Origin of the sequence: Bradyrhizobium sp. 197 (assembly GCF_023073375.1) — a bacterium.
Taxonomy (GTDB): Bacteria; Pseudomonadota; Alphaproteobacteria; order Rhizobiales; family Xanthobacteraceae; genus Bradyrhizobium.
This window is the reverse complement of record NZ_JADPJJ010000168.1, coordinates 1-23940: the sequence shown is the minus strand read 5'-3', so window position 1 is coordinate 23940 and position 23940 is coordinate 1. Positions and strand designations below refer to the sequence as shown.

The 23940-nt window shown below is 63.7% G+C and carries 26 protein-coding genes and 1 pseudogene; 15 read left to right on the top strand and 12 right to left on the bottom strand.

All coding sequences use genetic code 11. The features are described from left to right. Positions 1 to 98: 98 nt before the first annotated feature. Entirely contained in the window at positions 99 to 1268 is a 1170-nt protein-coding gene (locus IVB27_RS37325) for an MFS transporter (RefSeq protein WP_247447615.1), read from the bottom strand. 111 nt (positions 1269 to 1379) lie between these two features. On the opposite strand from IVB27_RS37325, the gene IVB27_RS37320 reads away from it, so the two are divergent. Beyond that, a complete protein-coding gene (locus tag IVB27_RS37320) occupies positions 1380 to 1751 on the top strand; it encodes an ArsR/SmtB family transcription factor (protein WP_247447614.1) in 372 nt (123 codons plus the stop codon). A 229-nt stretch (positions 1752 to 1980) separates the two neighbouring features. Here the strand turns inward: IVB27_RS37320 and IVB27_RS37315 are convergent, their stop codons facing one another. Next, positions 1981 to 2682 carry a class I SAM-dependent methyltransferase gene (locus IVB27_RS37315; protein WP_247447613.1) on the bottom strand — a complete coding sequence of 234 codons (702 nt, stop codon included), beginning with the start codon at positions 2680 to 2682 and terminating at the stop codon, positions 1981 to 1983. 113 nt (positions 2683 to 2795) lie between these two features. Here IVB27_RS37315 and IVB27_RS37310 point away from each other — a divergent pair, with 113 nt between their 5' ends. Further along, positions 2796 to 3320 (top strand): Dps family protein, encoded by a 525-nt coding sequence (locus IVB27_RS37310; RefSeq protein ID WP_247447612.1) that lies wholly within the window; start codon positions 2796 to 2798, stop codon positions 3318 to 3320. A 124-nt stretch (positions 3321 to 3444) separates the two neighbouring features. Here IVB27_RS37310 and IVB27_RS37305 read toward each other — a convergent pair whose 3' ends face one another. Then, the gene (locus IVB27_RS37305; RefSeq protein WP_247447611.1) at positions 3445 to 3966 is read right to left on the bottom strand and encodes a cupin domain-containing protein; all 522 of its coding nucleotides are present in this window, start codon (positions 3964 to 3966) and stop codon (positions 3445 to 3447) included. A 121-nt stretch (positions 3967 to 4087) separates the two neighbouring features. Continuing rightward, the gene (carA, locus tag IVB27_RS37300; protein WP_247447610.1) at positions 4088 to 5278 is read right to left on the bottom strand and encodes a glutamine-hydrolyzing carbamoyl-phosphate synthase small subunit; all 1191 of its coding nucleotides are present in this window, start codon (positions 5276 to 5278) and stop codon (positions 4088 to 4090) included. A 146-nt stretch (positions 5279 to 5424) separates the two neighbouring features. Between carA and IVB27_RS37295 the strand changes: the two genes are divergently transcribed. The 5 genes and pseudogenes from IVB27_RS37295 to IVB27_RS37275 all read left to right on the top strand — a co-directional run. Further along, positions 5425 to 6153, top strand: a complete 729-nt coding sequence (locus IVB27_RS37295) for an alpha/beta fold hydrolase (protein WP_247447609.1) — start codon at positions 5425 to 5427, stop codon at positions 6151 to 6153. A 33-nt stretch (positions 6154 to 6186) separates the two neighbouring features. After that, complete coding sequence (locus IVB27_RS37290) at positions 6187 to 6642, top strand: GatB/YqeY domain-containing protein (protein WP_247447608.1); 456 nt, start codon at positions 6187 to 6189, stop codon at positions 6640 to 6642. Between the two features lie 63 nt (positions 6643 to 6705). Next, positions 6706 to 7845, top strand: a complete 1140-nt coding sequence (locus IVB27_RS37285) for an epoxide hydrolase family protein (RefSeq protein WP_247447607.1) — start codon at positions 6706 to 6708, stop codon at positions 7843 to 7845. A gap of 10 nt (positions 7846 to 7855) precedes the next feature. Further along, positions 7856 to 9466, top strand: coding sequence for an acyl-CoA synthetase (locus tag IVB27_RS37280; protein WP_247447606.1), 1611 nt, complete (start codon positions 7856 to 7858; stop codon positions 9464 to 9466). Between the two features lie 121 nt (positions 9467 to 9587). Then, positions 9588 to 9798 (top strand): annotated as a pseudogene (locus tag IVB27_RS37275) (hypothetical protein); the annotation flags it as partial. A 54-nt stretch (positions 9799 to 9852) separates the two neighbouring features. Here the strand turns inward: IVB27_RS37275 and IVB27_RS37270 are convergent. Continuing rightward, on the bottom strand, positions 9853 to 10659 hold the full coding sequence (locus tag IVB27_RS37270; RefSeq protein WP_247447605.1) for a transglutaminase-like domain-containing protein: 807 nt from the start codon (positions 10657 to 10659) through the stop codon (positions 9853 to 9855). A 399-nt stretch (positions 10660 to 11058) separates the two neighbouring features. On the opposite strand from IVB27_RS37270, the gene IVB27_RS37265 reads away from it, so the two are divergent. After that, positions 11059 to 11238, top strand: a complete 180-nt coding sequence (locus IVB27_RS37265) for a hypothetical protein (protein WP_247339425.1) — start codon at positions 11059 to 11061, stop codon at positions 11236 to 11238. Positions 11239 to 11256: 18 nt separating this feature from the next. Here IVB27_RS37265 and IVB27_RS37260 read toward each other — a convergent pair whose 3' ends face one another. Genes IVB27_RS37260 through IVB27_RS37250 form a run of 3 tightly spaced genes read right to left on the bottom strand, consistent with a single transcriptional unit; the run spans position 11257 to position 12543 of the window. After that, positions 11257 to 11769: an SRPBCC family protein gene (locus IVB27_RS37260; RefSeq protein WP_247447604.1), complete on the bottom strand. Its 513-nt coding sequence runs from the start codon at positions 11767 to 11769 to the stop codon at positions 11257 to 11259. After that, on the bottom strand, positions 11766 to 12236 hold the full coding sequence (locus IVB27_RS37255) for an SRPBCC family protein (RefSeq protein ID WP_247447603.1): 471 nt from the start codon (positions 12234 to 12236) through the stop codon (positions 11766 to 11768). The genes IVB27_RS37260 and IVB27_RS37255 overlap by 4 nt, the downstream gene beginning before the upstream one ends. Beyond that, a complete protein-coding gene (locus IVB27_RS37250; protein ID WP_247339426.1) occupies positions 12229 to 12543 on the bottom strand; it encodes an ArsR/SmtB family transcription factor in 315 nt (104 codons plus the stop codon). Before IVB27_RS37250 ends, IVB27_RS37255 begins: the two co-directional genes overlap by 8 nt. Positions 12544 to 12659: 116 nt before the next feature. Between IVB27_RS37250 and IVB27_RS37245 the strand changes: the two genes are divergently transcribed. The 3 genes from IVB27_RS37245 to IVB27_RS37235 are packed head-to-tail and all read left to right on the top strand — an operon-like array spanning position 12660 to position 15316. After that, positions 12660 to 14105 (top strand): LVIVD repeat-containing protein, encoded by a 1446-nt coding sequence (locus IVB27_RS37245; protein WP_247447602.1) that lies wholly within the window; start codon positions 12660 to 12662, stop codon positions 14103 to 14105. A gap of 2 nt (positions 14106 to 14107) precedes the next feature. Then, on the top strand, positions 14108 to 14650 hold the full coding sequence (locus IVB27_RS37240) for a hypothetical protein (RefSeq protein WP_247447601.1): 543 nt from the start codon (positions 14108 to 14110) through the stop codon (positions 14648 to 14650). Positions 14651 to 14695: 45 nt separating this feature from the next. Then, positions 14696 to 15316, top strand: coding sequence for a LysE family translocator (locus IVB27_RS37235; RefSeq protein ID WP_247447600.1), 621 nt, complete (start codon positions 14696 to 14698; stop codon positions 15314 to 15316). An 81-nt stretch (positions 15317 to 15397) separates the two neighbouring features. On the opposite strand, the gene IVB27_RS37230 is transcribed toward IVB27_RS37235, so the two are convergent. After that, complete coding sequence (locus tag IVB27_RS37230) at positions 15398 to 16204, bottom strand: N-formylglutamate amidohydrolase (protein WP_247447599.1); 807 nt, start codon at positions 16202 to 16204, stop codon at positions 15398 to 15400. 92 nt (positions 16205 to 16296) lie between these two features. On the opposite strand from IVB27_RS37230, the gene IVB27_RS37225 reads away from it, so the two are divergent. Both IVB27_RS37225 and IVB27_RS37220 read left to right on the top strand, forming a co-directional pair. Then, complete coding sequence (locus tag IVB27_RS37225) at positions 16297 to 17208, top strand: transglutaminase family protein (RefSeq protein ID WP_247447598.1); 912 nt, start codon at positions 16297 to 16299, stop codon at positions 17206 to 17208. A 45-nt stretch (positions 17209 to 17253) separates the two neighbouring features. After that, complete coding sequence (locus tag IVB27_RS37220; RefSeq protein WP_247447597.1) at positions 17254 to 17652, top strand: gamma-glutamylcyclotransferase family protein; 399 nt, start codon at positions 17254 to 17256, stop codon at positions 17650 to 17652. Here the strand turns inward: IVB27_RS37220 and IVB27_RS37215 are convergent. From IVB27_RS37215 to IVB27_RS37205, 3 genes are all read right to left on the bottom strand, one after another. Beyond that, positions 17649 to 18212, bottom strand: coding sequence for a chlorite dismutase family protein (locus tag IVB27_RS37215; RefSeq protein WP_247447596.1), 564 nt, complete (start codon positions 18210 to 18212; stop codon positions 17649 to 17651). The genes IVB27_RS37220 and IVB27_RS37215 overlap by 4 nt on opposite strands. Before the next feature lie 69 nt (positions 18213 to 18281). Continuing rightward, on the bottom strand, positions 18282 to 18503 hold the full coding sequence (locus IVB27_RS37210; RefSeq protein ID WP_456664613.1) for a BrnA antitoxin family protein: 222 nt from the start codon (positions 18501 to 18503) through the stop codon (positions 18282 to 18284). 34 nt (positions 18504 to 18537) lie between these two features. Beyond that, positions 18538 to 18864 (bottom strand): BrnT family toxin, encoded by a 327-nt coding sequence (locus IVB27_RS37205; RefSeq protein WP_247447595.1) that lies wholly within the window; start codon positions 18862 to 18864, stop codon positions 18538 to 18540. 333 nt (positions 18865 to 19197) lie between these two features. On the opposite strand from IVB27_RS37205, the gene dnaG reads away from it, so the two are divergent. Continuing rightward, positions 19198 to 21240: a DNA primase gene (gene dnaG / locus IVB27_RS37200; protein ID WP_247447593.1), complete on the top strand. Its 2043-nt coding sequence runs from the start codon at positions 19198 to 19200 to the stop codon at positions 21238 to 21240. A 378-nt stretch (positions 21241 to 21618) separates the two neighbouring features. Then, on the top strand, positions 21619 to 23769 hold the full coding sequence (gene rpoD, locus IVB27_RS37195; RefSeq protein ID WP_247339343.1) for an RNA polymerase sigma factor RpoD: 2151 nt from the start codon (positions 21619 to 21621) through the stop codon (positions 23767 to 23769). Positions 23770 to 23940: the final 171 nt, after the last annotated feature.

Genomic DNA, 23940 nt, shown 5'->3' with positions numbered 1-23940 from the left:
TTGCTGCGCGTCCCTTTGGCCGAGAGCGCGGTGGTCTCCCTGCGCGCGGGTGGGTCTTAGACCAGTTTTCGGGGCGGCGAAACCCCGAAAAACGCCCATCAACCGGCAATTTTGACCGGTTTTGGTCGGGCCTGCCAGCCACGGGCAAGGTGCACCAGAAGGGCAGCCGAAACGCTCAATCCGCCGACCCAGCCGAGATCAGCCGGGCTCCATGAAGCAAGCACGGCGCCTCCGAAGGCTCCGCCGATCGCGAAGCCGAGATACATGGCCGAGGCGTTGAGGGAGAGCGCAATCATCGAGGCCTTGGGGTCGATCCGGATGATGCTGGCGACCTGGGCCGGATAGAACGCCCAGCCCGAAAGCCCCTGGAGGAAGATCGGGCCCAGGATCGCGTAATGCGCCTGGCCGGGGAGGAATTTCAGCACCAGCGAATGCAGGAAAAGCGCGCTGGCCATGCCGGTCAGGCCGAGCGCCGCGGTGACGATGGTGCCCAGCCGGTCGGCCAACAGGCCGCCGAGCATGTTCCCGATCGCGGCGGCCGCGCCGAACACCAGGAGCGCGAGGCTGATGCGCGAGGCGTCGAAGCCCAGCGCGCGCAGCGGGACCGCGAAATAGGTGAACATTGTGAAGCCGCCGAGCGCCCATAAAATCGTGATCACGAGTGCGATCAGGACATTGCTGTGACGCGCCACCGCCAGCCGCTCGCTGAGCGAGGCCGTGTTGCGCGGCAGGCCGCGGGGTAGGCCGAGCAGGAGGCCGGCGAGCGCGACGGCGCCGATCAGGGCGACCATGGCAAAGGTCGCACGCCATCCGAAGAGGCTGCCGACGAGATTGCCGAGGGGAACGCCGATGACGGTCGCAACCGTGAGTCCCGACGTGACCAGCGCCACCGCGCGGCCGCGCCGCTCCGGCGAGGCGACGGCCACGGATACGGCCAGCGCGGTCGGCATGCACAGCCCGGAGCCCAGCGCCATCAGCATGCGCGAGGCCAGCAGCAGGCCGTAATTGGACGCCACCATCGCCGCGAGGTTTCCGGCGATGAAGGTCGATAGCGCCAGGGCCAGCACGGTGCGGCGGTCGATATTGTTCATCGTCACCGCCAGGATTGGCGAGCCCACGGCATAGGTGAGGGCGTAGGCGGTGACCAATTGGCCGGCGGCGGAGACGGAAATTGACAGGTCGGTTGCGATCGCCGGCAAAAGTCCTGCAATGACAAAGCCTTCCGTGCCGATCGCAAAGGCCGCCAAGGCCAACCAGAATACGCTCATCGGAAAATCCCCATGTTCAATGTTTATTGAACTATCAATTGGACCGGTGCATGAGTCAATTGGTTCAAGAACTATTGAACATCGAGGCCATTTCGCTATGATCGTCAGACCATGAGCCGCACGCCTCCCCACCCCACCCGCGAGCAGATCGAGCTGCCGATGGTTCTGGATTGCCTGAGCGATCCGATCCGGTTGGCGATCGTCTACCAGCTCGCCCAGCAGCAAGGTGTCAGTAGCGAATTGTGCTGTGGCGACTTCAACGCGCTCAGCGGCAAGTCGAATCTCGCCTATCATTTCGCGAAGCTGCGGGAATCCGGTCTGATGCAGACGCGCGTGGCGGGCACCAACCGCTTCATGCGGCTGCGCCACGAGGATCTGGATGCCCGTTTCCCCGGTCTGCTCGATGCGGTGGTGAAATCGGCAGCGAAGGATGCCGACCGGCTTCAGCTGCTGTCGGAGTGCGAAGTGCCTGCTGCGGGTTGAAGCTGAGACGATTGCGCGCCAACGCCGATTTCGCCCTTCGGGCTTCGTCGAGGCAGCCTTCGCTACGAAAAGGCTCGCCTGGCCGAAGCTGGCGAAGGCTGGAGACCCGGCCTGGATTTGAACCAGGATGAAGAGCGATGCACTGCTCTCGCGTAGACGCTTCCGCCACCGGGCCGTGGCGATCATTGCCGATCGGGGTGCGACAAGCCACCCCAGGCAATCGTTATGCTTAACGCACCAAAGGCGGCCGCGCGATGAAGGTCATCCGCCAGCGATTGTGGCCGATATTGCTGTCAGCGCGCTGGACCGCGAAGCCGGCGGTCTTGAGCCTGGCGGTGATCTCGTCCTCGCTATAGCGCTGCAGCCCGATGCGCGTACGCAGATGACGGTAATCTGACAGCGCGGTGCTGATCAGCCCGATCAGCGCATCTTTCAGAAAGCCGTGACGCAGGCCGAAGCTGAGCAGCGCTGTGACGTCCCTGAACATGCCGACGTCGGGCTGGAGGATGTCGCCGAGCACCAGCTTCCCGGAGGGCTTCAAAATACGTCGGAAGTTGAGGAGCGCGGCATCGAGCTCGTCCGGCGTCATGTATTGCGCGACCGAGTTCATCACGGCGAGATCGATCGACTGCTCCTGCATGTTGCGGACCTCGTCGAGCGAGCGGACGCGGATCTTCGTGTTCGGGGCAAACCGCGCGATCAACCGGCCGCGAACGCCGGGCGCGGGCTCGGCGAGGATCAACTTGCCGCAGGCCGCCGCCACTTGGCTCGCGGACAGCGCCTCGCCGCAGGCATAGTCGAGCACGGTCGCCTCGGGCGAGGAGATATAGCCGATGATGTCCCGTGCGATGATCTGGAAGTGCAGGTCGCGATGCAACTTGCTGACATAGATCGTATGCGTCGAGTCGTAATAATCGATCCAATCGTCCATGGTATCTGAGGGCCCCGGCCAAACGGTTCCGCCAAAGGAACCGGCGCTGCCCGCCTGCGTTAGGGGTGCGACGGCGCGCCGTCAATGTCCGCGTCCTAACAGGAAGGTTTCCCGTGAGCAAAGCCCCTACCAAGGTCTCGCCCGACCTCGATACCCCCACCGATCTGTCGCCTCAGGCGGTCAAGAAGGTTTCGGAGGCGCTCAACGTGCTTCTGGCCGATGCGTTCGCGCTGTATCTGAAGACCAAGAACTTCCACTGGCACATCAGCGGCCGGCATTTCCGCGACTATCATTTGCTGCTCGACGAACATTCCGACCAGATCTTCGCCACCACGGACCAACTCGCTGAACGGGTCCGCAAGATCGGCGGCACCACGCTGAAGTCGATCGGCCAGGTCGCGAAACTCCAGACCATCAAGGACAACAACGAGGACTACGTCCCGCCGCGCGAGATGTTGCGTGAATTGATGCAGGACAATAAGCACGTCGCGAGCGCGATGCGAAAAGCGCACGAGGTGTGCGACGAGGCCGGCGACGTCGCCAGCGCCAGCATCCTCGAGAACTTCATCGACGAGACCGAGCGCCGCACCTGGTTCCTGTTCGAAGCCACACGTCAGGAAGGCGCCAACGAGGCGTAGGGCACGCTGTGGCAGGGTGGGCAAAGGCGCGCTCTTCGCGCGCCGTGCCCCACCATCTATCTGCAGTTCAAGTCGTTTGGTGGGCACGCTTGGCTTTGCCCACCCTGCGGCACCGTCGTTGCGACTACCGCCACAACCGCATCAACGCGCCATTCTTGCCCGTCACCGGATCGGCCGGCGGCAGCGCGACGTTTGGAATCGTCTTCAGCGCTTTCGCGTGATTCTCCGGCGTCGCCCGGGTGATCTCCATCGTCGCACCCGGCGGATAGGCGCCGATCACGCAGAAATCCTCGCTCGCCTTGATGCACTGATGCCCGGTGCCGGCAGGGAGAATCGCGACGTCCCCGGCCTTGATCTCCAGCTCCTGACCGTGGTCGCCACCGAAGCGGACCCGCGCGCTCCCGCGCGCAACGCCGAGCACCTCATGCACCGTCGCGTGATAGTGCAGATAGTCGAAGACCCCATTGCGCCACGTCCCGCCCCAGCCGTTCGCTTCGAACAAACTTTCGATCGTCTCTTCCGGCTGTCTGGAATCGAACTTCACCGCGCCCTGGTACACCAGGAACGGGAGGATGTTGTTCGGCACGAGCCCGTCGTCCTCGAACACGATGGCGAGCGGCTCGGCATTATCGCGGACGGCGGGCATGGCGGGGCTCCTGCGTGACCGTAGCAGGGATCAACGAGGGACATCAGGTGGCGTTCCTCAATGACAAAGCCCGGGAGAAGGCCCGGGCTCGATGTCATCAAAGTGGTCGCAAGAGCGCGCCTTACGCGCTCTTGTTCTGCCGCATCAGGTCCGCGAAACGCTGGAACAGATAGTGCGAATCGCGCGGACCCGGTGAGGCCTCGGGGTGGTATTGCACCGAGAACACCGGTTTGCCGTCGAGCTGGATACCGCAATTGGAGCCGTCGAACAGCGAGATGTGAGTCTGGGTCGCGCCCGTCGGCAGGGTGCTCTCGTCCACGGCAAAGCCGTGGTTCATCGAGGTGATCTCGACCTTGCCGGTGGTCTCGTCCTTCACGGGGTGATTGGCGCCGTGATGGCCTTGATGCATCTTCCTCGTCTTGGCGCCGACCGCGAGGCCGAGCATCTGGTGACCGAGACAAATTCCGAACGTCGGCGTGCCCGACTTGATCACGTCCTGGATCACAGGCACGGCATATTTGCCCGTCGCGGCCGGATCGCCCGGACCGTTCGACAGGAACACGCCGTCCGGCTTCATCGCAAGAATATCTTCGGACGAGGTCGTTGCCGGCACCACCGTCACCTTGCAGCCGACGCCGGCGAGCAGGCGCAAAATGTTGCGCTTGATGCCGTAGTCGATGGCGACGACGTTGAACTCAGGCTTGTCCTGCCGGCCAAAGCCCTTCTCCCACAGCCACGGCGTCTCGTCCCAAGTGAAGCGCTGGCCGGAGGTGACCATCGGCACGAGGTCCATGCCCTCGAGGCCCGGCCATTCGCGCGCTTCTTCCTTCAGGCCATGCAGATCGAACTCGCCGTCCCTGGCGTGCGCGATCACGGCGTTGGGCATGCCCTTGCTGCGGATCAGCGCGGTCAGTGCACGGGTGTCGATGCCGGAGAGGCCGATGATGCCGCGCGCCTTCAGCCACTGGTCGAGATGCTTGGTGGCGCGGTAGTTCGAGGGATCGGTGATCGCGGTGCGCAAGATCACGCCGCGCGCGCCGGGCGTCGCGGCCATGTTCACCGTCTCGATGTCGTCGTCGTTGGTGCCGACGTTGCCGATATGCGGGAAGGTGAAGGTGATGAGCTGGCCGGCATAGGAGGGATCGGTGAGGATCTCCTCGTAGCCGGTCATCGCGGTGTTGAAGCAGACCTCGCCGACGGCTTGGCCTTCGGCGCCGAGACCAAAGCCTTCGAGCACCGTGCCGTCGGCAAGCACCAACAGCGCGGTCGGTTTGTGGTCCGGCCAGGCGGTATCGTTTTCGGATTGTGTCATAAGCCCGGTTCATAGTCCCCGCGGGCGCTGCCGTCAAAGCGGAGAAGCGCGGATTCACATGCGTTTTTGCATATTTGACAGCTCTCCTCGGGCCCTTAAGCTCGGTGGCATAATTTCCGGCAAATTCCGGGGCTTGAGAGGCAATAATGGACCAGACGACCCCGATTGTGCTGGTTCCGGGATTGGCGTCCTCGGCCCGGATCTATGCCCCGGTGATCCCCTCGCTCTGGCGGTTCGGCCCGGTGATGGTCGCCAACCATATCCGTGACGACAGCATGGCCGCGATCGCCCGTCGGGTGCTGAGCGAGGCGCCGCCGCGCTTCGCGCTCGCCGGCCATTCGATGGGCGGCTACGTCGCGCTCGAGATCATGCGCCAGGCGCCCGAGCGGGTGGCCAGGCTCGCGCTGATCAACACGCAGGCCCGGCCCGACACGGAGGAGGCGACCACGCGCCGCCGCGGCCTTATGCAGCGTGCCAAGCGCGGCGAGCTGTGTGCGGCTCGCGAGGAGATGTTTCCCGAACTGGTGCATCCCTCGCGCCGCGACGATGCCGCCATTCGCCAGCTCGTGCATGAGCAGGGCGAGGACGTCGGCGTCGAAGGTTATCTGCGGCAGCAGACCGCGATCATCGCGCGGGTGGATTCACGGCCGACGCTTGCCACGATCAAATGCCCAACGCTGGTGCTAACGGGCGATCAGGACAACACCATCCCCAACGCGTTCTCGAAAGAGATGGCGGAGGGCATTGCCGGCGCGAAGCTCGTCGTTTTGGAGAATTGCGGACATCTGCCGCAGCCGGAGCAGCCTGGGGCAACGGTGCGAGCGCTGGTCGAATGGCTGGGAACCCCGGTTGTCTCAGGGCTGCGAACGGCCTAGATCAGGCGTCGGATATTCTAGGGGAGCACGATCATGCTGCGCGACGACATCAACAATGCGGTCAAGGAGGCCATGAAGGCCAAGGAAGAGCGCAAGCTGTCCACGCTGCGCATGGTCAACTCGACCATCAAGAACGCCGACATCGAGGCGCGCGGCAACGGCAAGCCGCCGCTGTCGGATGCCGACCTGCTCGGGGTTTTTCAGAAGATGATCAAGCAGCGCCAGGAATCGGTCGAGCTCTACGAGAAGGGCGGCCGTGCCGAGCTCGCCGCGCAGGAGCGCGAGGAGATCGCGGTGATCTCGGCCTATCTGCCGAAGCAGATGTCGGACGACGACGTGAAGAAAGCGATCTCGGACGCGATCGCCGAGACCGGCGCGGCCGGCATGAAGGACATGGGCAAGGTGATCGCCGTGTTGAAGACGAAGTACGCCGGCCAGATGGATTTCGGCAAGGCCAGCGGCATGGTGAAGGCGGCGCTGACGGGCTGAGCCGTCATTCCGGGATCGCGCTTCGCGCGCCCGGAATGACGAAAGAAACTCGGGAGGCAACCGATGACCGGCGCCATAAAACCCTTTCGCATCGCCATCGGCGACGACATCCTCACCGACCTCAAGTCGCGCCTCGCGCGCACGCGCTGGCCGGAGGCGGAGCTGGTCGACGACTGGAGCCAGGGCGCGCCGCTGAAATGGATCCGGGAGATCTGCACCTATTGGGCCAACGACTACGACTGGCGGGCGCGCGAAGCGAAACTCAATCGCTTCGAGCAGTTCACCACCGAGATCGACGGGCTCGACATCCATTTCCTGCATGTGCGCTCGAAGGAGCCGGCGGCGCTGCCGCTGATCATCACCCATGGCTGGCCCGGCTCGATCGTCGAATTCCAGAAGGTGATCGCGCCGCTGGTCGATCCCGCCGCGCATGGCGGCAATCCCGCCGATGCCTTCCATGTTATCTGTCCGTCGCTCCCGGGTTTTGGCTTCTCCGCGAAGCCGAAGGCCACCGGCTGGGGCGTTGATCGCATCGCAGCGACCTGGGCCAAGCTGATGGACCGGCTCGGTTACGCGCGCTATGGCGCGCAAGGCGGCGACTGGGGCTCGGCGGTGACGACCTCGCTTGGCATGCAGGACGGCGACCATTGCGCCGGCATTCACATCACGCTCGCCTTCAACGCAGCGCCGAAGGTCGATGGCGAGCCGACACCGGAGGAGAAGCGGGCGCTCGCCGGCCTCAAGCATTACGTCGATCTCGACTCCGGCTATTCGAAGCAGCAATCGACGCGGCCGCAGACCCTCGGCTACGGCTTGACGGATTCGCCGAGCGGGCAGGCGGGCTGGATTCTGGAAAAATTCTGGGCCTGGACCGATTGCAACGGCCATCCCGAAAACATCTTCACCCGGGACGAGCTGCTCGACAACGTCATGCTCTATTGGGCGACGGAGACGGCGACCTCATCGGCGCGGCTCTATTGGGAAAGTTTTGGCAAGCGCCGCACCACGCCGGTCGTCAAGGTGCCGACCGGTGTCGCTGTCTTCCCCAGGGAGATCATCACGCCGGTGCGGCGCTGGATGGAGCCGAACTTCCACAACATCACGCATTGGAGCGAGATGGAGAAGGGCGGCCATTTCGCCGCCTTCGAGCAGCCGGAGCTGTACGTCGGCGAGGTCCGCAAGTTCTTCGCGACCGTGAGGTAGGATCAAGTTCATGCTCACTGAAGCCGCAACCTACGACGAGCTCTATCGCAACTTCCGCTGGGACGTCCCGGCGCGCTTCAACATGGCGGAGGCCTGCTGCGATCGCCATGCCGACGGCACTGGCCGCCTCGCGCTGGTCTATGCCGACGAGAACGGCGCCATCACGCGCACCTCCTTCGACGAGGTCGCGGAGATGTCGCGTCGCTTCGCCAATGTGCTGAAGGCGGATGGTCTTGCTCGCGGCGACCGCGTCGCGGTGTTCCTGTCGCAATCGCTGGAGCTGCCGATCGCGCACATGGCGGCATTCCGTTCGGCGATGATCTCGATCCCGCTGTTCACACTGTTCGGCGAGGACGCGCTGGAGTTCCGGCTTTCGAATTCACAGGCCAAGGCGATCGTCACGGACGAGGGCGGCTGGGAGAAGCTTTCGAAGATTCGCGACCGCCTGCCGGACCTGAAGAACGTCTATGTCGTCGGCGAGCGCGCAGCCGCGGGCACGAAATCGTTCTGGGATTCGATCAAGGCCGCATCGCCTGACTTCGCACTGGTGGACACGTCTGCGGATGATCCCGCGCTGATCATCTATACCTCGGGCACGACAGGCAATCCGAAGGGCGCGCTGCATGCGCATCGCGTGGTGCTCGGCCATCTCCCCAATGTCGAGATGTGCCACAACTTCCTGCCGCGCGCCGGCGATCTCATGTGGACGCCGGCGGACTGGGCCTGGATCGGTGGACTCGTCAACGGCCTGTTCGCGTTCTGGTATCACGGCATTCCCCTGGTCGGTCACCGCGCGCGAAAATTCGAGCCGCAGGCGGCAATGCAGATGATGGCCGATCTCGGTGTCCGCAACGTCTTCCTGCCGCCGACTGCGCTAAAACTGATGCGGCAGGCCGGCGTGACGCATTCCGGTGTCAAGCTGCGCAGCATCTTCACCGGCGGTGAATCCCTCGGCGGCGAGCTGCTCGGCTGGGTGCGCGAGACTTTTGGCATCGACGCGCATGAGGTGTTTGGCCAGACAGAATGCAATCTCGTGATCGGCAGCAACGCGAATCTGTTTCCGATCCGCCCCGGTTCGATGGGCAAGGCGACGCCGGGTTTCGATGTTCGCATCGTCAACGACACAGGCGAGGAGCAGCCGAGGGGACAGCGCGGCATCATCGGCGTGCGCCAGCCGTGCCCGTGCACGATGATCGAGTACTGGCGCAATCCGGACGCGACGGCGAAGAAATATGCCGGCGAGTTCCTGCTCACCGGCGATCTCGGCATCCAGGACGAGGACGGTTACTTCTGGTACGTCAGCCGCGAGGACGACGTCATCACGACCGCCGGCTATCGTGTCGGCCCGTCCGAGATCGAGCACACGCTGATGAAGCACCGGGCGGTGGCGATGGCAGCGGTGGTCGGCATTCCCGATCCGATCCGCACCGAATCGATCAAGGCCTGGATCGTGCTGCGCCCGGGCTTTGCCGCCGGCGATGCGCTCGCGCGCGAGATCCAGGAGTTCGTCAAGGTGCAGCTCGCCGCCCACGAATACCCGCGCTTCGTGGAGTTCGCGGAGACACTGCCGATGACGGCGACCGGAAAGGTGCTGCGGCGCGAACTGCGGGCGCTCGGGTAGAGCACGTCGTCATCTCATCGCGACAGCGCTGACCGCAGCATCGCTGCGAGGTCTCGTCGCCGGAACGGCTTGGTCAGGATGAGGGCGGTTGCCGACCCCGTCGGGCGCCTTGACCGGATTTTGGGCCGCCGTCATCGTGATGCTGCTGATCGTCTCGGCGCTGCCGTATTTCTTGGGCCGCGGTGGTGACGCTGCCCGTGCTCGGGCACGCGAACTGGCATCTTTATCGGAGGATCGTGGTGCCGGTGGCGGAACAGGCGCCGGACGCAACGGCAGCGAGCTATTCGCCCGTTGCTAGGCGGCGAGCGCCGGATGAGGTCGGTTCGAGTTAATCTCGGCCAATGATGCAAATTCATCGGCGCTGAGGGCGGCGCTGCTGCCGGTCATCAGGCAACCTCGTCGGTCCATACCTTGAAATTGAGCAGGGTATTCGGACCGAATGTCTGGGTGATCGGGACGTCCGCGGCGTCGCGTCCCTGTGCGATCAGCACGCGGCCGATCCGCGGCGTATTGTTGCGCGGATCGAACACGTGCCAGCTTCCACCGAGATAAGCCTCGAACCAGCCGGCGAAATCTCCCACGGCCCAGGGCTTCGGCGTGCCGATGTCGCTGAGATAGCCGGTGCAGTAGCGCGCCGGGATGTTCATGCAGCGGCAGAACGTGATGGCAAGATGCGCATAGTCGCGGCACACACCCTTGCCTTCGTCGTAGGCTTCCCGCGCCGACTTGGTTGGGCGCGCGTGTTCATAGCCGAAAGCGATGTGACGGTGAACGAAATCGCAGATCGCCTGGACCCGCGCCCAGCCAGGCGGCGTGTGCTCGAACAATTTCCATGCGATATCCGACAGGCGATCGGTCTCGCAGTAGCGGCTGCCGAGCAGATAGACCAGCGTGTCGGCCGGCAGCGCTTCGACGGCGTGCTGAGACGCGTTCGGAAACACCGGGTCGGGCAGGCCGCTGTCGCTCACGACGCCGTCGCCGGCAAGGCGAAAGGCGCCGGCCGGCGCCACGATGCGGCTGCACCAATTGCCGAAGAGGTCACGATAGGGACTGATCGCCACCGAGGGTCTGGTGGTCAGCAGGTCGGGCACGATGACATCGGAGGCGCGCGTGAAGTGCGTGCCCAACACCATGAGCATAGGCGTGGGCTGCGGGAATTCGTACAGCATCTCAAACCCGACGCGGAGCTTCATACGTTTTTCCCTTGGCTAAGCTCCCAACATGGCTACGGAGCGGTCGCACACAAGGCTTTCGACGGCTTATTAGATCGAAAGCGGCATTTGGCGCTTCAAAAGCGCGGCGCGGGCGAGAAAGCGATAGCTAATTGCAGCGATTGCGCGCACGGTGCGGGAATGTCGGAAAGGCTTGTCTTCTCTGCGCATACGCAGCGCCACGACTATTCGCGCGCGACGTGAAGCGCCTCACTCCCTCGCACCGGTAAAGTCAACTCGTCGCCGACGTCATAACAGCGGTCGTTGCGCATACTGCCCATTCCAGCGGGTGAGCTGGATGCGGCAGGCTCATGCCGCGGACGCCCGAAGGTTCCACCGCGATTCGATCATGAGATCGAACGCCAACCGAAAGCACCCCTGATGCAAACGTTCTCCCCACGGCACGTCAAGACAGAAGAAGCGCTTCGGCTCGGCGTAGAGTCGGGCTGGTACGCGATCAAGGTCAGCGGGACCTTTGTCTCGGGACCGCACGACTCGGAAGCGGATTGCAATCGCAAGATCGACGAGATCAATCCGCCGGCGGTGAAGAAGAAGCGATGAGGGCCCAGAGCCCGCCCGCTACGGTGTCTTGATCCCCATCGCCTTCAACGCTTCCAGCATCTGCACCGGCGGCGCCGTCTTGATCTGCGGCGCCTTGCCCGTTTCCAGCAGGCTCTTCAGCCCCGACAGGATTGCGGGCCAGCCGGTGCGGCCGCCGGAGAGGATGTCGTCGCTGAGCGGACGGTCGTGGCCTTCGCTCATCGTGAGGCGAACGGCTTCGCCGACCGGTTCGATCTCGTAGGTGACCAGGGTCGGTCCGAGCTTTTCGATCAGCTCGGGCCAATTGACGTTGAAGGTGACCGAGAGCTTTCGCGGCGGATCGTATGCGAGCACCTCGCCGCTGATGTGCAGGGCGCCATCGGGCGTGCGAACGATGAACGCGCCGCCAAGTCGCGACTCGACCTCCACGGCATTGCCGAAGAAGTACTGCTTGCTGAACTCGGCCGAAGTCAGTGCTTCCCACACCTTTTCCGGCGTCGAGGCAATGTAGATGGTGTAGACGGTGAGCGGCTTGAATTGGTCAAGGTTCATTTTGCATCGAATCCCTTGTTGAGGGCTGCGCGCGGAATGGCGAGCACTTTGCCTCTTTCCAGCAGGCTCTTGAGCCCGGACAGGATCGCCGGCCAGCCATTGGAGACGGCCCCGAGATACTTCCCGCCTTCGATGAATCCGTCATGCAGCACGGTCAAACGGACGAGCGAGCCGAACGGCTCGAGCGTGAACACGACGCGGGATATCGGCTCATTGCGCAGTTCCTCGTACTTCTGGTGCTTGAAGCTGTAGGACAGTCGCCGCGGCGGATCAGCCTCGAGGATCTCGCCGGAATCGGTGGTCTCGCCCTCCAGCAGGAGCGCGAAGGGGGAACCGACCTTCCAGTCCGACTGGACCTCGGCGCCGAACCAGTATTGCCTCGTGAATTCGCTCGACGTCAGCGCCTCCCACAGTGTCTCCGGAGTGGTCTCGATGTAGGTGACATAGACGAATTGCGGCTTACTCATCGCGCTTCTCCAACTGGCGTTTCAACTCGCTCAGCGCGGCGAGCTTGCCGCGCTCGAATTTTTTGATCCAGCGTTCGCCGATCTGATGGATCGGCACCGGATTGAGATAGTGCAGCTTCTCGCGGCCATGCCTGATGGTCGTGACCAGATTGGCCTCTTCCAGAATCACAAGGTGCTTGGTCACGGCCTGGCGCGTCATCGCGAGGTCTTCGCAGAGCTCGTTCAGCGTCTGGCCGTTCCTGGCGTGAAGCCTGTCGAGCAGCGACCGTCGTGACGCATCGGCGAGCGCTTTGAAGACGTCATCCATGGCAGGAATAATAGGCAACCAAATAGTTGCATGTCAAGATGGTGTCTTTGGGGCGCGCAAATGGCTGTGCTAGAAATAAATCTCAGCCAACGTAGATTGGTTCCGGGAGGACTTCGATGTTCCGTTGCGTCTTGACTGCCGCAGGCCTCGTCCTTTTCGCCTGCAGCACCGCGGTACATGCACAGAAGCAGACCATCGGCGCGCCGCCCGAAGCTTCCAACATGAAGCTGGTCGGTGCGAGCGACCTCCAGGCGCGTAGCGCCTATCAGCCGACCATCCATCACCAGGGCGACCGCTGGATCGCCTATATCGGCCATCACGGCGGCACCGACGATGTGCCCGCTCCCGTCAATCCGATGACCGGGCAGGCCGAACCGAACGGCACCTCGATCGTCGACGTCACCGATCCCGCGCGCCCGAAATATTTGCGGCACCTGCCGGGACAGGAGGGCAAGTATGAATCCGGCGGCGCGCAAATGGTGCGCATCTGCGACGGCAAGTCGTTGCCGAAGGGCGATCCCAACGCCGTCTACATGCTGCGCACCTTCGGCAGCCAGGCGCATGAGATCTGGAACGTCGCCGATCCCGCAAGCCCGGTGCTCGTCACGCGCATCGACGGCCTGAAGGACACGCACAAGAGCTGGTGGGAGTGCGACACCGGCATTGCCTTCCTCGTCTCGGGCGCGCCGGACTGGCGCACGCGGCGCATGACGCAGGTCTATGATCTCAGCGATCCCGCGCATCCGCAGAAGATCAGGGATTTTGGCTTGCCCGGTCAGGAGCCCGGTTCGACCGGCGCGGTGCCCACCGAATTGCACGGGCCGATTTCGACGGGGCCGCAGGGCAATCGCGTCTATTTCGGCTACGGCACCAACAAGGGCGGCATCCTGCAGATCGTCGATCGCGACAAGCTTTTGAACGGCCCGAAGGAGCCGACGCCGGACAATCTGCGCTATCCCGAGATTTCGCGCATGCCGATGTCGGCCTTCAACGGCGCGCATACCACGTTTCCGATGCTCGACATGCCGGTCGCGGAATTTGCCGAGGACAAGGACGGCAAGACCCGCGACATCGTCATGATCGTGGACGAGGCGATTTTGAACGAATGCGGCGAGGCGCGGCAGATGGTGTGGTTCGCCGACGTCACCACCGAGACGCGGCCGATGATGATCTCGAGCTACACCGTGCCGGAGGCGAGCGGACAGTTCTGCCGGCGCGGCGGGCGCTTCGGCTCGCATTCGGCGAACGAGAGCATGGCGCCGGTCTATTACAAGAAGATGGCCTTCATCGCCTTCTTCAATGCCGGGGTGCGCGCGCTCGACATCCGCGATCCCTATCATCCAAAGGAAGTCGGTTACTTCATTCCGTCGATCACGAGCGCGACCGACAAACGCTGCATTCCGATCGAGGGCGGCGAACGCTGCAAGGTCGCGATCCAGACCAACAATGTCGAGACCGATGATCGTGGCTACGTCTACATCGTCGATCGTGCCAATACCGGCCTGCACATTCTCGAACTGACCGGACCGGCGCGCGCGGCCGCCGGTCTGCCGAAGACCTGACGATGCGGCGCGGGGCGGCGATCGCAGCTGTGGTGTTTGCGCTGGGCGCGTCCGGTGTCGGGGCCTATCAGCTCGCGCCGGCACCGGCGGAACAGACAGCGCGCTGGCGCGAGATCGCCTGGCCGTTCCCGCGCGACGGCTGGTCCGCCGGCCGCGCGTTTCGTTGCGATGGCGCCTGCGCCGGCGCTGAGCTGTACCTGCGCGCGAAACGCGGCTTCTGCAATTGCGACCGCGGTGTCGCTGACGACGACGAGGTGGATCGTGTCGCCGATATCGATCTGATCAGTCCGCGCTTTGCGGCCGTCGCGCCGGGTGAGGAAGTGGGCGTCGGAGCGATGCACGGCCGTGCCAGGCGCTATGATCTGGATATGCCTGACGGCGCTCGTCATGCCGCAATCGGCATCGCCGTCTCGCGGCGCTGCGATCTTTTCGTTGCAGCGACGCAGGGGCGTGGGGAAGCAGGCGTGATGCAGCGCGCGGCACTCGCGTTCCTCGAAACCCAGGAGATCAAGGCGTGGGTGATGGCGGCGCTGGACGGAAAGTGAGTGCCATGCATTAATGCCGCAAACTGCCCTCAGCGAGTCCTCCCCATGATGTCCATGCAAGCCTATTTCGCCTTCGTCGCCGCCTGCATTGCGCTGGCGCTGCTGCCGGGTCCCATCGTCACCCTCGTCATCGCCAATGGCCTGCGCCACGGCACGCGTGCGGCGCTGACCAATGTTGCCGGCGCGCAAGTAGGCCTCGCCATCGTCATCGGCATCGTCGCGGTCGGCCTGACCTCGCTGATGGCGACCATGGGCTACTGGTTCGACTGGGTTCGCTTTGCCGGTGCCGCCTATCTGATCTGGCTCGGCGTCAAGCTGATCTGGGCGCCGGTCGAGGGCGTCAATGTCGACCAGCCGCCGGCGCCGCCGCGCGGCGGGTTCTTCCTGCAAGGTTTCCTGGTGCTGTTGTCGAACCCAAAGGTGCTTATCTTCTTCGGCGCCTTCATTCCTCAGTTCATGGACATGAACCGCGACCACTTCCCGCAGGTCGCGCTGTTGGGGGCGACTTTCATGGTCACCGCTGCGATGACGGATGCGCTCTACGCCATCGCGGCCGGGCGCGCCCGGAAATTTTTCTCGGCCCGCCGCACGCGGCTGATGTCGCGCGTCTCCGGCGGCCTCATGATCGGCGGCGGCATCTGGCTGGCGCTGACCAGGGCGAAATAGCTCCATCGGGCCGGTTGGCCTTGAACCCTTTGCGGCGGCGATGCGCATCTCGATCGGCGAGGATATCGTTGCGACGCGGGGCTAATCGACCAGCCGCTCCGCCCTCAGCTCCACCTCGATCTCCGCAAAAATCCTTGCCAGCCGCTCGGCCCATTGTTGCTGGCCGGATTGGTCGGCAATGAGGTCCTGGCGGATCTCGATGCCGGTGTTGACGAGGCCGCGGGCCTCGCCGTGAACAGGGATGGTGTAGTCGGTGAGGTCGCTCACTGCATAGGGCTCGTTGTCGCCGACGACGAGATCGCCCTGGCTGCGCAGGTGCCTGAGCAGCAGATGCGGCAGCATGGTGTCGCGATTATACAGCGCGCCGATGTGCCAGGGACGGGCGACGCCGGCATAGACCGGCGTGAAGCTGTGCAGCGACACCAGCACCGTCGGCCGCTTGTCGTGCAGGCGGCGGTCGATCGCGGCATCGATACGGTGATGATAGGGCTCAAAAATCTCGCGGTGCCTCGCGGCGCGCTCGCCCTCGGAGATGCCTTCGTTGCGCGGAATCGCGGTCGCTTCGGAAATGACGGGGATCGAGCTGACGGCGGCTGGCGGGCGGTTGCAATCGATCACCAGCCGCGAATAGCGCTGCGCGATCAGATGTGCGTCGAGCATTTTTGCCAGCCGATCGGCGACGCCGGCGATGCCGATGTCCCAGGCGATGTGCCGCGTCAGCTCGGCCTCAGTGACGCCAAGGTCGCCGAGCGCGCGCGGCAAAATCCGTCCGTAGTGATCCGAAGTGAGCAAAAAGGGCGATGTCGCTTGCGCATTCACCTCATGCACTGGCGGAATGTCACCCCCGCCGAGGAGTTGATCGGTCGCGTTGATTGTGTCTAAAGCCATCCAGATTGCCTATGGAAAAAGCAGTCACCCCGAAAAATCGGACGGGAATCGCTATAGATTGGTCCGCCTGACATCACCATGATTGCCTGACGATGCCGCTGCTGACGATTCATCACAAGACCGAATATCGCTACAAGCGCTCGGTGGCGTTCGGCGAGCACAGGATCATGCTGCGTCCGCGCGACGGGCACGATCTGCGCGTGCTCGATTCTCAGCTCGAGATTTCGCCGGAGCCGATGTCGCTGCGCTGGATCCACGACGTGTTCGGCAATTCGGTCGCGATCGCCGATTTCGACGAGCGCACGGATTGCCTGACCTTCGATTGGTCCGTCACCGTCGAACACAATCCGGTGGAGGAGTTCGCGCTGACGGCGGACGATGCGGCCTACTTCTACCCGTTCGTCTATGACGACGAGGAATATCCCGACCTGGTCCAGTACACGACGCCGCACTATGCCGATCCCGATGGCGAGCTCTCGGAATGGGCGCGCGGCTTTCTCGACGAGGACGCGCCGACGCCGACCTTCAAGATCCTGAGCGGCATGACGCACGCCATCCGCAAGCAGTTCAAGTACCGCAAGCGCCACGAGCCCGGCACCCAGCATCCGCTCGACACCTTGCAGTCCGGCACCGGCACCTGTCGCGATTATGCGCTGTTCATGATCGAGGCGCTGCGCCGGCTCGGCATCGCCGCGCGCTTCGTTTCCGGCTACATCTTCGTGCCTGAAAACATCGCACAACGTCATGTCGGCGGCGGCTCGACCCATGCTTGGGTGCAGGTCTATCTGCCGACCGCGGGCTGGATCGAGTTCGATCCGACCAACGGCATCGTCGGCACCCGCGACCTCATCCGCGTTGCGGTCGCCCGCGACCCGCGCCAGGCGATCCCGCTGCACGGCACCTATATTGGCTCGCAGGACGTCTTCGACGCCATGGAAGTGAACATCAGGGTGGTGTCGGACGAGCAGCGCAGCGGCCGGGAGCTGAAGGCGGAAGTTTCGTAGATCTGCTGCGATTTGCATGCCGCTGATTGACGGTTATAGAAGGCCATGGCCTCCGATCGTCTTTTCGTTTACGGCACGCTGATGCGCGGCTTCGACCATCCGATGGCGCGGCTGCTTGCGGGCCACGCGGATTTCCTGAGTGAAGCGACCTGCCGCGGCCGGCTCATCCTGGTGAAGCATTATCCTGGGCTGTTGCTGTCGGATGCGGCCTCGGACATCGTGCACGGCGAGCTCTTTCGCCTTCACGTGCCCGACGAGCTGTTGAGCGAGCTCGACATGTACGAGGCCTGCGGCGAGGGCTTTCCTGAGCCGACCGAATATCTGCGCAAGCTGGTCGAGGTGACAGGCGCGGACGGCGCGACTGCACCGGCCTGGACCTACATCTACAACTGGCCGGTCACCGATCTGCCGCGCATCGAGACCGGTCGTTTTCTTCAACACTAAGCCGACAGCACTTCCTTCACCGCGCGCACGTCCACCTCGCGCTCGACATAGGTCCACTCCTCGGTTCGCCTGAGCATCGCCACCAGCTCCTCGAACAGCGAGGCGTGCGCGGGCGCGAATTCGAACCAGGTCAGGAAATCGAAGGGCTCGCCGAGGTCGCGGCTATGATAGAGCTGCCGCGCAATCGCAGGCAGGAAGCGCAGGCTGCTCGCGATGTGGTGCGATTTGTCTTCGAAGATCCTGCGGCGCTCTTCCTGGGTCAACTCCCACCAGGCCTGCGACTTGCGGATCGGGATCAGCGCCGCGCTGGTTGCTTCCAGCCGGCCGAGGCCGGCCTGCACGGACGTGAGCTGCTGCTGTTCGGCGCGCTCGGTGTAGCGCAGCGTGCTCGCGACGCCGACCAGCCGCCAGGCATTGCGCGAGGGCACCAGCGGCAACGAGATGGCCTCGCTGTCGGTGACCGACAGCGCCGGCATGAAGGCGAGGGGCTCGCCCGTCACGGGCGAAATCGAGGTGATGCGCCAACCCCCGCTCTGGCCGCCTCGGAAGGTCCTGAACATGGCCCATGGAAGCGTGGAACCGGGTCTGGTTCAAGTGGCTCGTCATTATCTCTACGGGATTTGCCCGGATCAGGCCCGCTTCTTCGGCTTCGACTTCTGTTCCATGTAGGAGCGCAGCACCGCATTCATGCGCCGCTGATAGCCCTCGCCATCGCGCTTGAAGAAGTCGAGCACATCCTCGTCGACGCGGATGGAGATGGCCTTTTTTTTCGGCGGTATCACCAGCACGGCATCCGACCAATCGATGTCAATCGGCGCCGCGTCGGGATCATTGGCGACGGCCTTGGCGATGTCCTCGTCGGTCAGTGCGTCGACGCGGGCCCAGTCAGTCTTGCCCTTCCTTGGGTAGTCCCTTGAAACGGTTATAATATTTCTTTCGTTCGTCTTCGCGCGCGCGCCGGACCGAGATGAACCGGCAGACCGCCCCGCGGATCGCGCAGACTGCCGCGACTTCCCGCCCGGCGATGTAACCGAAGATTTGGTACCTGACTTCGTCATTGCGATCCGACCGGCGGATGAAGGTGTAGCCGTCGAGAATTCCGCGCGCGTCCTCGAAGTCGATTCCGTGAATCCGCAGGTTGGACGCGCGCTTCTTCGGATCCCATCCAAAGTCGCGAACGCCTGCGAACAGCAGCTGCAAGTCTTCCGTCATGGCAAATCATCCAAATGACACCGCATCTTGCCGCGCATGAGGTTTGCTATGACGTCTGAAGCCGTAGCCGCGACTTCATCGTTTTCTGTATATACAAACGTAATCGTCGGATGTCAACGATTTCGGATTCCACTGGAAAAGTCAAAAGCTGTTTGCTCGTCGAGAGCAGTCTAGGGGTTCCGGGTGGGCATTCCTTTGCGTGAGAGATTTTCTGCCCTGTGCATAGGTCGAATAACCTGCATAACCCGGAGAAACCTGACTTCTAGCCCTGTCGCACCTATATCCCTGATCCTTCACCCTGACTCATGCTGATTCGCGCTAGACCCAAAGCCCATGCGCTTCACGCCCCAATTCCTCGACGAGCTGCGTGCCCGGCTTTCGGTCTCCGAAGTCGTGGGCAAGCGCGTCAAGCTGAAGAAGGCGGGGCGGGAGTGGAAGGGGCTGTCGCCGTTCCAGCAGGAGAAGTCGCCGTCGTTTTTCGTCAACGACCAGAAGGGTTTTTACCACGACTTCTCCTCCGGCAAGCACGGCGACATCATCAGCTTCGTGATGGAGACCGACGGCCTGCCGTTTGCCGAGGCCGTGGAGCGGCTCGCCAACATGGCCGGCCTGCCGCTGCCGGCGGTGACGCCCGATGCTGCCAGGCACGAGCAGCGGCGGAAGTCGCTGCATGACGTGATGGATCTCGCGGCAAAGTTCTATGCCGAGACGCTGGCCTCACGTGTCGGCGCCAAGGGGCGCGGCTATCTCGCCGACCGTGCGATCTCGCCCGCGACGCAATTGCAGTTTCGGCTGGGCTATGCGTCACCCGATCGCTTTGCGCTGAAGGAGCATCTCGGCAAGCTCGGCGTCTCCGTCGACGACATGATCGAGGCCGGCATGCTGGTGGCCGGCGACGACATCCCGGTGCCCTATGACCGCTTCCGCGATCGCGTGATGTTTCCGATCACGGATCTGCGCGGCCGCGTCATCGCCTTCGGCGGGCGCGCGCTGGAGAAGGACGTTCCGGCCAAATACCTGAACTCGCCGGAGACGCCGCTCTTCCACAAGGGCGACAATCTCTACAACCACCAGGCGGCGCGCAAAGCCACCCATGACGGCAGCGCCCTGGTCGTGGTCGAAGGCTATGTCGACGTCATCGCCATGGTCACTGCGGGCTTTGCCGGCAGCGTGGCGCCGCTCGGCACCGCGCTCACGGAAAACCAGCTCGCGCTGCTCTGGAAGATGGCGGACGAGCCGATCCTCTGCTTCGACGGCGACCGCGCCGGCCAGAAGGCGGCTTATCGTGCGGCGGATCTTGCCTTGCCATTCCTCGCACCGGGCAAGAGCCTGCGGTTCGCGCTGCTGCCGGAAGGGCAGGACCCCGACGATCTCGTGCGCTCAGGCGGCCGCGGCGCCATCGAGGAGGTGATCGCGGCGGCGCGTCCGCTCGCCGAGATGATCTGGTCGCGCGAGCTCGAAGGCGGCAATTTCGCAACGCCCGAGCGCCGCGCCGCGCTGGAGGCGCGCATCAAGGATCTCTCCAACGGCATCCGCGACGAGGTGGTGCGGCGCTATTATCGGCAGGATCTTGCCGAGCGGCTCCAGCGCGCCTTTGCCCCCGACGGCGGACGCGGTGGCTTTGGCGGCCGAGGCAATTTCCGCCCCGGCCCCGGCGGTCGCCAGCTCCAGCCCCGTGGGGGCGGAGGCGCGAATCGATTCGGTGGCCAGGGATTTGGTGGCCAAGGATTTGGCGGCCAAGGATTTGGTGGAGGCCGCCGAGGCCCGCCCGGTCCCATCCAGCTGCCCTCCGGGCCCTACCAGGCGGCGAGCGCCCAGCTGGCGGCAAGCCCGATCATGCGCAGCCAGCGCAGCGCCATCTCGCGCCGGGAAGCCCTGATCCTGCAGAGCCTGATCAACCACCCCTGGCTGCTGCATGACCATCTCGAAGAGGTCGCGGCCCTGGAATTCGCCCATCCCGAGGCCCATAAGCTCAGGGCCGGCATCATCGCCGCCTTTGCCAATGACCATCACCACTCGCCGGACCCCGGCGAGCAGGCCGAAAAGATGCGCGGCGACCTCGAGAAGGGCGGATTTTCGCAGGTTATTCAAAAGGTTGATGACAGCATCACGACCGCGGCGGTGTGGGGCGCCCGCGAGGGTGCCGCACGGGACGACGTTCTCTCCACCTGGCATCAGCTGGTTGCCTTGCATCGGCAGTGGCATTCACTACTTAGAGAGCTGAAAGACGCCGAGCTGGCCTTGGGGGAGGATTCCAGCGAGGCCAGTATGGCGTGGCTGCGTGACGTCAAGGCTCGGATAGGCGAAGTCGACGGCACCGAAGCCCTGATCGAGGGTTTTGGCGAGCTGTCGGGCCGGTTCCAGAAGAGCGTGTGATGAAAGAATCATGCGGACGGCCGCGGCCGGGACCGCTAAAAGACTCGCCAAATCCGAGGTTTGGCGGCAAAAACAGGGTTAATCGAGGCTTAACGGTCTTGTAGCACTTTGGCCACCAGGCGGCCGCAGGCAGAACAGACGCGTCAGGAATGAATCCGCGCAATTGCTGTTGGCACTACACCTGCATCCGCTGCGACAAAGAGGCTCTACGAAGCGTTAGGCAAATCCGGCGAGAGATAAGGTCGGGGGTGGCGACAAGAGGTTCGCGCCGCCCTTTCCGTGTCGAGATCTGACGAAGCGAGAGCAGCGAGCAACAGGTTCAAGTGATTTCACGCGGGCGCGGCGAACGTCTGTGTGAAACGCGTTTAGGAGCAATGGATGGCCACCAAGGCAAAGACGCTGCAGGCGAAGGACAAGGAAAAAGACGACAAGGCAGCGGACGCGCCGGAGAAGGACTCCCAGGACGCGCCCTCGCCGTTGCTCGATTTGTCCGACGCGGCCGTGAAGAAGATGATCAAGCAGGCCAAGAAGCGCGGCTTCGTGACTTTCGATCAGCTCAACGAAGTTTTGCCGTCCGACCAGACCTCGCCCGAGCAGATCGAGGACATCATGTCGATGCTCTCGGACATGGGCATCAATGTCACCGAAGCCGACGATAGCGAAGGCGAGGAGGACAAGGACGAGGGCGGCGAGGACGAGACCGACAACGAGCTCGTCGAAGTCACCCAGAAGGCCGTCACCGAGGTCAAGAAGAGCGAGCCGGGCGAGCGCACCGACGATCCCGTGCGCATGTATCTGCGCGAGATGGGCACCGTCGAACTGCTCTCGCGCGAAGGCGAAATCGCGATTGCGAAGCGCATCGAGGCTGGCCGCGAGGCGATGATCGCAGGCCTCTGCGAAAGCCCGCTGACCTTCCAGGCCATCATCATCTGGCGCGACGAGCTCAACGAAGGAAAGATTTTCCTTCGTGACATCATCGATCTCGAAGCGACCTATGCCGGGCCCGAAGCCAAGGCCGGCATGAACACTGCGATGATCGCCGGTCCCAGCGGTGAGACCGGTGAAGCTTCGGCCGAAGGCGGCCAGGTCACTGGCGCCGCGCCCGCGCATGTCGCCCCGCCCGCCGCACCGCCGTCGCCGACCCCGTTCCGCGCCGCGCCTGCGCCCGGCAATGCCGGCGAAGCCGCGAAGGATCCCGCGGAGTCCGCCGCCGAAGCCGACATGGACGAGGACGACGAGTTCGAGAACCAGATGTCGCTTGCGGCGATCGAGGCCGAGCTCAAGCCGAAGGTCGTCGAGATCTTCGACAAGATCGCCGATAGCTACAAGAAGCTGCGCAAGCTTCAGGAACAGGACATCCAGAACCAGCTCGAGAGCACCTCGCACGGGCCCTCGCTGTCACCGCACCAGGAGCGCAAATACCGCAAGCTCAAAGACGAGATCATCGTCGAGGTGAAGTCGCTGCGCCTGAACCAGGCGCGTATCGACAGTCTGGTCGAGCAGCTCTACGACATCAACAAGCGCCTCGTCTCGCATGAGGGTCGCCTGATGCGCCTTGCCGACAGCCACGGCGTCGGGCGCGAAGACTTCCTGCGCAACTACACCGGCTCGGAACTCGATCCGCGCTGGCTCAATCGTGTCTCGAAGCTGTCGGCCAAGGGCTGGAAGAATTTCGTCCATCACGAGAAGGACCGGATCAAGGACCTCCGCCACGAGGTGCATCAGCTCGCGGCGCTGACCGGCCTCGAGATCATCGAGTTCCGCAAGATCGTGCACTCGGTGCAGAAGGGCGAGCGCGAAGCGCGCCAGGCCAAGAAGGAGATGGTGGAAGCCAACCTCCGTCTCGTGATCTCGATCGCCAAGAAGTACACCAACCGCGGCCTGCAGTTCCTCGACCTGATCCAGGAAGGCAACATCGGCCTGATGAAGGCCGTCGACAAGTTCGAGTACCGCCGCGGCTACAAGTTCTCGACCTACGCGACGTGGTGGATCCGGCAGGCGATCACCCGCTCGATCGCCGACCAGGCGCGCACCATCCGCATTCCCGTGCACATGATCGAGACGATCAACAAGATCGTGCGCACCTCGCGCCAGATGCTCAACGAGATCGGCCGCGAGCCGACCCCGGAAGAGCTGGCCGAGAAGCTCGGCATGCCCTTGGAGAAGGTCCGCAAGGTCCTCAAGATCGCCAAGGAGCCGCTGTCGCTGGAGACGCCCGTCGGTGACGAAGAGGATTCGCACCTCGGCGATTTCATCGAGGACAAGAACGCGATCCTGCCGATCGACGCCGCGATCCAGTCGAACCTGCGCGAGACCACCACGCGCGTGCTCGCCTCGCTCACCCCGCGCGAAGAACGCGTGCTGCGCATGCGCTTCGGCATCGGCATGAACACCGACCACACGCTGGAAGAAGTCGGCCAGCAGTTCTCGGTGACGAGAGAGCGTATTCGCCAGATCGAAGCGAAGGCGCTGCGCAAGCTGAAGCATCCGAGCAGGTCAAGGAAGCTGCGGAGCTTTTTGGATAATTAGTTCAGGCGTGCCTGGACTCGATCCGGGCATCCATCCAAACGAAAACGGCGGGCTGAGGCCCGCCATTTTTGTTGTGTGCCGAGTATGAACGACAGCTTGGAGGTGGAAGTCCTCTATCCAGCCTGATGGCGGCGAAGGATTAGCGAAGCGCAAGGGCGTCATCGTGAGGTG

Coding starts and splice junctions, on each gene's coding strand:
- IVB27_RS37215 (WP_247447596.1), bottom strand. CDS start 18,212: ATGTTCAGGACCTTCCGAGGCGGCCAGAGCGGGGGTTGGCGCATCACC.
- IVB27_RS37270 (WP_247447605.1), bottom strand. CDS start 10,659: ATGAAGCTCCGCGTCGGGTTTGAGATGCTGTACGAATTCCCGCAGCCC.
- IVB27_RS37245 (WP_247447602.1), top strand. CDS start 12,660: ATGTTCCGTTGCGTCTTGACTGCCGCAGGCCTCGTCCTTTTCGCCTGC.
- IVB27_RS37285 (WP_247447607.1), top strand. CDS start 6,706: ATGACCGGCGCCATAAAACCCTTTCGCATCGCCATCGGCGACGACATC.
- IVB27_RS37225 (WP_247447598.1), top strand. CDS start 16,297: ATGCCGCTGCTGACGATTCATCACAAGACCGAATATCGCTACAAGCGC.
- IVB27_RS37220 (WP_247447597.1), top strand. CDS start 17,254: ATGGCCTCCGATCGTCTTTTCGTTTACGGCACGCTGATGCGCGGCTTC.
- IVB27_RS37325 (WP_247447615.1), bottom strand. CDS start 1,268: ATGAGCGTATTCTGGTTGGCCTTGGCGGCCTTTGCGATCGGCACGGAA.
- rpoD (WP_247339343.1), top strand. CDS start 21,619: ATGGCCACCAAGGCAAAGACGCTGCAGGCGAAGGACAAGGAAAAAGAC.
- IVB27_RS37260 (WP_247447604.1), bottom strand. CDS start 11,769: ATGAACCTTGACCAATTCAAGCCGCTCACCGTCTACACCATCTACATT.
- IVB27_RS37280 (WP_247447606.1), top strand. CDS start 7,856: ATGCTCACTGAAGCCGCAACCTACGACGAGCTCTATCGCAACTTCCGC.
- IVB27_RS37295 (WP_247447609.1), top strand. CDS start 5,425: ATGGACCAGACGACCCCGATTGTGCTGGTTCCGGGATTGGCGTCCTCG.
- IVB27_RS37265 (WP_247339425.1), top strand. CDS start 11,059: ATGCAAACGTTCTCCCCACGGCACGTCAAGACAGAAGAAGCGCTTCGG.
- IVB27_RS37250 (WP_247339426.1), bottom strand. CDS start 12,543: ATGGATGACGTCTTCAAAGCGCTCGCCGATGCGTCACGACGGTCGCTG.
- IVB27_RS37255 (WP_247447603.1), bottom strand. CDS start 12,236: ATGAGTAAGCCGCAATTCGTCTATGTCACCTACATCGAGACCACTCCG.
- IVB27_RS37305 (WP_247447611.1), bottom strand. CDS start 3,966: ATGCCCGCCGTCCGCGATAATGCCGAGCCGCTCGCCATCGTGTTCGAG.
- carA (WP_247447610.1), bottom strand. CDS start 5,278: ATGACACAATCCGAAAACGATACCGCCTGGCCGGACCACAAACCGACC.
- IVB27_RS37240 (WP_247447601.1), top strand. CDS start 14,108: ATGCGGCGCGGGGCGGCGATCGCAGCTGTGGTGTTTGCGCTGGGCGCG.
- dnaG (WP_247447593.1), top strand. CDS start 19,198: ATGCGCTTCACGCCCCAATTCCTCGACGAGCTGCGTGCCCGGCTTTCG.
- IVB27_RS37315 (WP_247447613.1), bottom strand. CDS start 2,682: ATGGACGATTGGATCGATTATTACGACTCGACGCATACGATCTATGTC.
- IVB27_RS37290 (WP_247447608.1), top strand. CDS start 6,187: ATGCTGCGCGACGACATCAACAATGCGGTCAAGGAGGCCATGAAGGCC.
- IVB27_RS37320 (WP_247447614.1), top strand. CDS start 1,380: ATGAGCCGCACGCCTCCCCACCCCACCCGCGAGCAGATCGAGCTGCCG.
- IVB27_RS37235 (WP_247447600.1), top strand. CDS start 14,696: ATGATGTCCATGCAAGCCTATTTCGCCTTCGTCGCCGCCTGCATTGCG.
- IVB27_RS37230 (WP_247447599.1), bottom strand. CDS start 16,204: ATGGCTTTAGACACAATCAACGCGACCGATCAACTCCTCGGCGGGGGT.
- IVB27_RS37205 (WP_247447595.1), bottom strand. CDS start 18,864: ATGACGGAAGACTTGCAGCTGCTGTTCGCAGGCGTTCGCGACTTTGGA.